Source organism: Variovorax sp. 20P10.2.4 (genome assembly GCF_058244205.1).
Window position 1 is genome coordinate 1 of record NZ_JBZAYE010000543.1, and the last position, 4,938, is coordinate 4,938.

Genomic DNA, 4,938 nt, shown 5'->3' on the forward strand with positions numbered 1-4,938 from the left:
GGGCTTGGGTTCGGGCTTCGGCTTGGGCTCGGGTTTGGCTTCGGGCTTGTGTTCCGGCTTCGGCTCGGGCTTGGGTTCGGCCGGCTTGGCCGGCGCGGGGGCCGGCGCCTGCGCGCTGTTGACCGGCTTGCCCGAGGCATCGATCTCGGTACCGTCGGCGGTCTCGGTGATGATGCCGCCGCTCGATGCGGCCGGGGGACGCGACGGCGTCGCGGCGGCCACGCGGGTGTCGCCGTTGTCGCTGCCGCTGGTGGCGGCGGGCGCGGGTGCCTGGGGCACCGGCAGCGGCTTGACCTTGTTGCGGTCGGGAATCTCGATCGGGATGTCGACCGACACCGGGCGCGGCTGGGTGTCGAACAGCAGCGGGAAACCGATCACGCCCAGCAGCACCAGCACCGCGGCGCCCAGCAGGCGGTGGCGGGCGCGACGGCGCATGGATTCGACACTTTCCGCCGGCACCGCAGCCGGTGCGCTGCGTCCTTCGTTGCCTTGTGGGCCGCGCGCGCGGAACTTGAAAAACGCCATGAAGTTCGGTCCCTGAAGGAGTGCTGCGAGTGATGCGGGAAGCTGCGGAATCCGGCGCGATCGACCTGCGAATCAGCCGCCGGGCGACAAGGTTGAGGACAGGTGTTTGGCTTGCAGCCGGGGGGTGCCATGCTCGAGCACGCCGCCCACGGTGAAGAACGATCCGAAGACCACGATTCTATCAGCGGGGTCCGCGCGCTCTATGGCCGCCTGGAGCGCCTGCATGGGGGCGGCGAAGACCTCGCCGGCGGCGTCCTTGCGCGTGTTCTGCGCTTGCCATGTCGCCAGCAGGTCGGCCGCCTTGGCGGCGCGCGCGGTCGGCAGGTCGGTGAAGTACCAGCGGTCGATCAGCGGCCCGATGCGCGCGAGGATCGGCGCCAGGTCCTTGTCCGCCATCACGCCGAACACGGCATGGGTGGTCGGGTAGAAGCCCATCGCGTCGAGGTTCTCGGCCAGCGCGGCCACGGCGTGCGCGTTGTGCGCCACGTCGAGCACCAGCACCGGCTGGCCCGGCACGATCTGGAAGCGCCCCGGCAGTTCGACCATCGCGAGGCCGCTGCGGATCGCCTGCGCCGTCACCGGCAGCTGCTGGCGCAGCGATTCGAGCGCCGCCAGCACGCCGGCCGCATTCACCAGCTGGTTGGCGCCGCGCAGCGCCGGATAGGCCAGCCCGCTGTAGCGCCGACCGCGGCCGCTCCAGCCCCACTGCTGCTTGTCGCCCGAGACGTTGAAGTCGCGCCCGAAACGCCAGAGGTCGGCGCCGATGGCCTCGGCATGGTCGATCACGCTCTGCGGCGGCATCGGGTCGCTGACGATGGCCGGCTTGCCGGCGCGCAGGATGCCGGCCTTCTCGAAGCCGATGCTCTCGCGGTCGGGGCCGAGGAATTCCATGTGGTCGAGGTCGATGCTGGTGATCACCGAGCAGTCGGCATCGATGATGTTGACCGCGTCGAGTCGGCCGCCGAGGCCGACCTCGAGGATCGCCACGTCGGGCTTCTCCTCGATCATGCAGCGCAGGATGCCGAGCGTCGTGAACTCGAAATAGGTCAGCGGCATGTCGCCCCGGGCCTTTTCCACGGCTTCGAAGTTTGCTATTAATTTGGAAGCATCGACGGATTGGCCCGAGAGGCGCAGCCGCTCCTCGAAATGCACCAGGTGGGGCGAGGTGAAGACCGCCGTGCGATAGCCGGCGTGCATCAGGATCGACTCCAGCATGGCGCAGGTCGAGCCCTTGCCGTTGGTGCCGGCCACCGTGATCACGGGGCAGCCGAAGCGCAGCGCCATGCGCTGGGCCATCTCGCGCGCGCGCTCGAGTCCGAGCTCGATGTTCTTGGGATGCAGTCGCTCGGCGCGCTCGAGCCAGTCGTTCAGGGTTTCCATGGAGGCCGGGATTGTCGCCCACCCGCCGCTCGCGCATCATCGGCGCCATGACAACCCCTTCGACCACTCTGTACGGCATTCCGAACTGCGACACCGTCAAGCGCGCCCGCGCCTGGCTCGACGACCACAACGTGGCCTACGCCTTCCACGATTTCAAGAAACAGGGCGTGCCCGAGGCCGAACTCGACCGCTGGCTGGCCGCGCTGGGCTGGGAAACGCTGGTCAACCGCCGCGGCACCACCTGGCGCAAGCTCGACGACGCCACGCGCGAATCGGTGGTCGACGCCGCCTCGGCGCGCGCCGTGCTGCTCGCCAATCCCAGCCTGATCAAGCGGCCGGTGGTGGACTGGCACCAAAAGGCGCGCCAGGCCGACATCACGGCCGGTTTCGACGCCGAACAATGGGCCAAGACGCTGTAAGCGACTGTGAAAACCGTGCTGTGAACGCCGTGTAAATGCCGGAACCCGCCTGGCGGGCCGGCGTCGAACCCGGACCGGGCGCAGCCGGGCTCCCCTCCCAGCGCACCGCGCCCGATCCGCAGGAGTCTCCAACATGAATACCCAGACCATCCGTACCGTCCTCGGCCTCTCGCTGGCCGGCGTCCTCGCCGCCAGCGCGGGCATGGTCCATGCCCAGTCGGGCCAGACCGTGCAGGCGCGCGTGCTCTCGGCCACGCCGGTGCGCGACAGCGCCGGCACCAGCTACAACGTCACCTACGAGTACAACGGCCGCCGCTACACCACGCGCACCGACTACCAGCCGGGCGCCACCATCCCCGTCGAGGCCAACGCCTATGGCGTGACCACCGCGCCGGTGACACCGCAGAACCAGCTCACGCCCTACCCGGTCGAAACCGACAACCGCGGCTATGCGCAGCAACCGCCGCCGCAGCAGCAAGGCCAGCAGTACGCCACGGGCTCGCCCTGGGACGACGTCGTGCCCGAGCCGGGCGTGGTGGTGTCGGGCACGCAGCCGGCCCCGGTCTATGCCCAGCCCGCCTACCCGGCCGCGGTCTATCCGGCGCCGGTCTACGTGCAGCCGGCCTATGCCTATCCGCAGCCCTACGTCTACCCGCCGGTCGGCATCTCGCTGAACCTCGGCTACTCGCGCAGCTGGGGCGGCGGCTACCGGGGCTACGGCGGTTACCGCGGCGGCTACGGCGGCTGGCGCGGCGGCGGCTACCACGGCTGGCACCGCTGAGGCGGCCGGCCGGCCAGGCGCCGCCGGCCAAGCCCCTAAAATCGAGGACTTCTCCAACCCCTGAGGGGTGCGCCGCCTGCGCGGTGCCGTCCTCGACCAGCCGAACGCCCCCGGCGCCGGCGCCATTCCATGACGATTACCGACACCCTGAACAGCGCCGCTGTGGCCACCAAGGCCAATGTCTACTTCGACGGCAAGTGCGTGAGCCACAGCCTCACGCTGGCCGACGGCACGAAGAAATCGGTCGGCGTGATCCTGCCGTCCACCCTGACCTTCAACACCGGCGCTCCCGAGATCATGGAAGGCACCGCCGGCAGCTGCGAATACCAGCTCGCGGGCACCACCGAGTGGATCGCCTCCGGCCCCGGCCAGAAGTTCGACGTTCCGGGCAACTCCAGCTTCCAGATCCGCGTGAGCGGCGAGCCCTACAGCTACATCTGCCACTTCGGCTGAACCGCACGGAGCCTCCCAGCATGTCGACCATCCTCCAAAACGTTCCCGCCGGCCAGAAGGTCGGCATCGCCTTCTCGGGCGGCCTCGATACCAGCGCGGCGCTGCACTGGATGCGCAACAAGGGTGCGATCCCCTACGCCTACACCGCCAACCTCGGCCAGCCCGACGAGCCCGACTATGACGAGATTCCGCGCAAGGCGATGCTCTACGGCGCCGAGAACGCGCGCCTGATCGACTGCCGCGCGCAACTCGCCAACGAAGGCCTGGCCGCGCTGCAGGCCGGCGCCTTCCACGTCACGACGGCCGGCGTCACCTACTTCAACACCACGCCGCTGGGCCGCGCGGTCACCGGCACGATGCTGGTGTCGGCCATGAAGGAAGACGACGTCCACATCTGGGGCGACGGCAGCACCTACAAGGGCAACGACATCGAGCGCTTCTACCGCTACGGCCTGCTGACCAACCCGAGCCTGAAGATCTACAAGCCCTGGCTCGACCAGGTCTTCATCGACGAGCTCGGCGGCCGCGCCGAAATGTCGGCCTTCATGCAGCAGGCCGGCTTCGCCTACAAGATGTCGGCCGAGAAGGCCTACTCGACCGACTCCAACATGCTCGGCGCCACGCACGAAGCCAAGGACCTCGAGCATCTGAACAGCGGCATCCAGATCGTGCAGCCGATCATGGGCGTGGCCTTCTGGAAGGACGAGGTCGAGGTCAAGCGCGAGACCGTCTCGGTGCGCTTCGAGGAAGGCGTGCCGGTCGCGCTCAACGGCGTGAGCTACCCCAACCTGGTCGAACTGATCCTCGAGGCCAACCGCATCGGCGGGCGCCACGGCCTGGGCATGAGCGACCAGATCGAGAACCGCATCATCGAGGCCAAGAGCCGCGGCATCTACGAGGCCCCCGGCCTCGCGCTGCTGTTCATCGCCTACGAGCGCCTGGTGACCGGCATCCACAACGAGGACACCATCGAGCAGTACCGCGACCACGGCCGCCGCCTGGGCCGCCTGCTCTACCAGGGCCGCTGGTTCGACCCGCAGGCCATCATGCTGCGCGAAACCGCCCAGCGCTGGGTGGCGCGCGCGATCACCGGCGAGGTCACGGTCGAACTGCGCCGCGGCAACGACTACTCGATCCTCAATACCGAGTCGCCGAACCTCACCTACAAGCCCGAACGCCTGAGCATGGAAAAGGTCGAGGGCGCGTTCACGCCGCTGGACCGCATCGGCCAGCTGACGATGCGCAACCTCGACATCGTCGACACGCGCGAGAAGCTCGGCATCTACACCAAGACCGGCCTGCTGGCCTCGAGCCAGGGCGCGGCGCTACCGAAGCTCACGAACGACGACAGCGGCAAGGGCGAGTAAGCCTTTCCAAGCC

The 4,938-nt window shown here is 68.8% G+C and carries 5 protein-coding genes and 1 pseudogene; 4 read left to right on the forward strand and 2 right to left on the reverse strand.

Annotation, left to right across the window (positions count from 1 at the left end; genetic code table 11):
- Both AC27VN_RS32495 and folC read right to left on the reverse strand, forming a co-directional pair.
- Nucleotides 1-525, reverse strand: a pseudogene (locus AC27VN_RS32495) (SPOR domain-containing protein); the annotation flags it as partial.
- A 72-nt stretch (nucleotides 526-597) separates the two neighbouring features.
- The gene (gene folC / locus AC27VN_RS32500; protein ID WP_490879232.1) at nucleotides 598-1,917 is read right to left on the reverse strand and encodes a bifunctional tetrahydrofolate synthase/dihydrofolate synthase; all 1,320 of its coding nucleotides are present in this window, start codon (nucleotides 1,915-1,917) and stop codon (nucleotides 598-600) included.
- 35 nt (nucleotides 1,918-1,952) lie between these two features.
- On the opposite strand from folC, the gene AC27VN_RS32505 reads away from it, so the two are divergent.
- From AC27VN_RS32505 to argG, 4 genes are all read left to right on the forward strand, one after another.
- A complete protein-coding gene (locus AC27VN_RS32505) occupies nucleotides 1,953-2,324 on the forward strand; it encodes an ArsC family reductase (protein WP_490879230.1) in 372 nt (123 codons plus the stop codon).
- Nucleotides 2,325-2,457: 133 nt separating this feature from the next.
- Nucleotides 2,458-3,105: a hypothetical protein gene (locus AC27VN_RS32510; RefSeq protein ID WP_490879231.1), complete on the forward strand. Its 648-nt coding sequence runs from the start codon at nucleotides 2,458-2,460 to the stop codon at nucleotides 3,103-3,105.
- A gap of 129 nt (nucleotides 3,106-3,234) precedes the next feature.
- A complete protein-coding gene (gene ppnP, locus AC27VN_RS32515) occupies nucleotides 3,235-3,558 on the forward strand; it encodes a pyrimidine/purine nucleoside phosphorylase (RefSeq protein WP_093340218.1) in 324 nt (107 codons plus the stop codon).
- A 20-nt stretch (nucleotides 3,559-3,578) separates the two neighbouring features.
- A complete protein-coding gene (gene argG, locus AC27VN_RS32520) occupies nucleotides 3,579-4,925 on the forward strand; it encodes an argininosuccinate synthase (RefSeq protein ID WP_093340219.1) in 1,347 nt (448 codons plus the stop codon).
- The last annotated feature ends 13 nt before the right edge of the window (nucleotides 4,926-4,938 follow it).

Excerpts from the sequence above, each read along its gene's own strand:
- AC27VN_RS32505 (WP_490879230.1), top strand. The coding sequence starts at position 1,953 with ATGACAACCCCTTCGACCACTCTGTACGGCATTCCGAACTGCGACACC.
- AC27VN_RS32510 (WP_490879231.1), top strand. The coding sequence starts at position 2,458 with ATGAATACCCAGACCATCCGTACCGTCCTCGGCCTCTCGCTGGCCGGC.
- argG (WP_093340219.1), top strand. The coding sequence starts at position 3,579 with ATGTCGACCATCCTCCAAAACGTTCCCGCCGGCCAGAAGGTCGGCATC.
- ppnP (WP_093340218.1), top strand. The coding sequence starts at position 3,235 with ATGACGATTACCGACACCCTGAACAGCGCCGCTGTGGCCACCAAGGCC.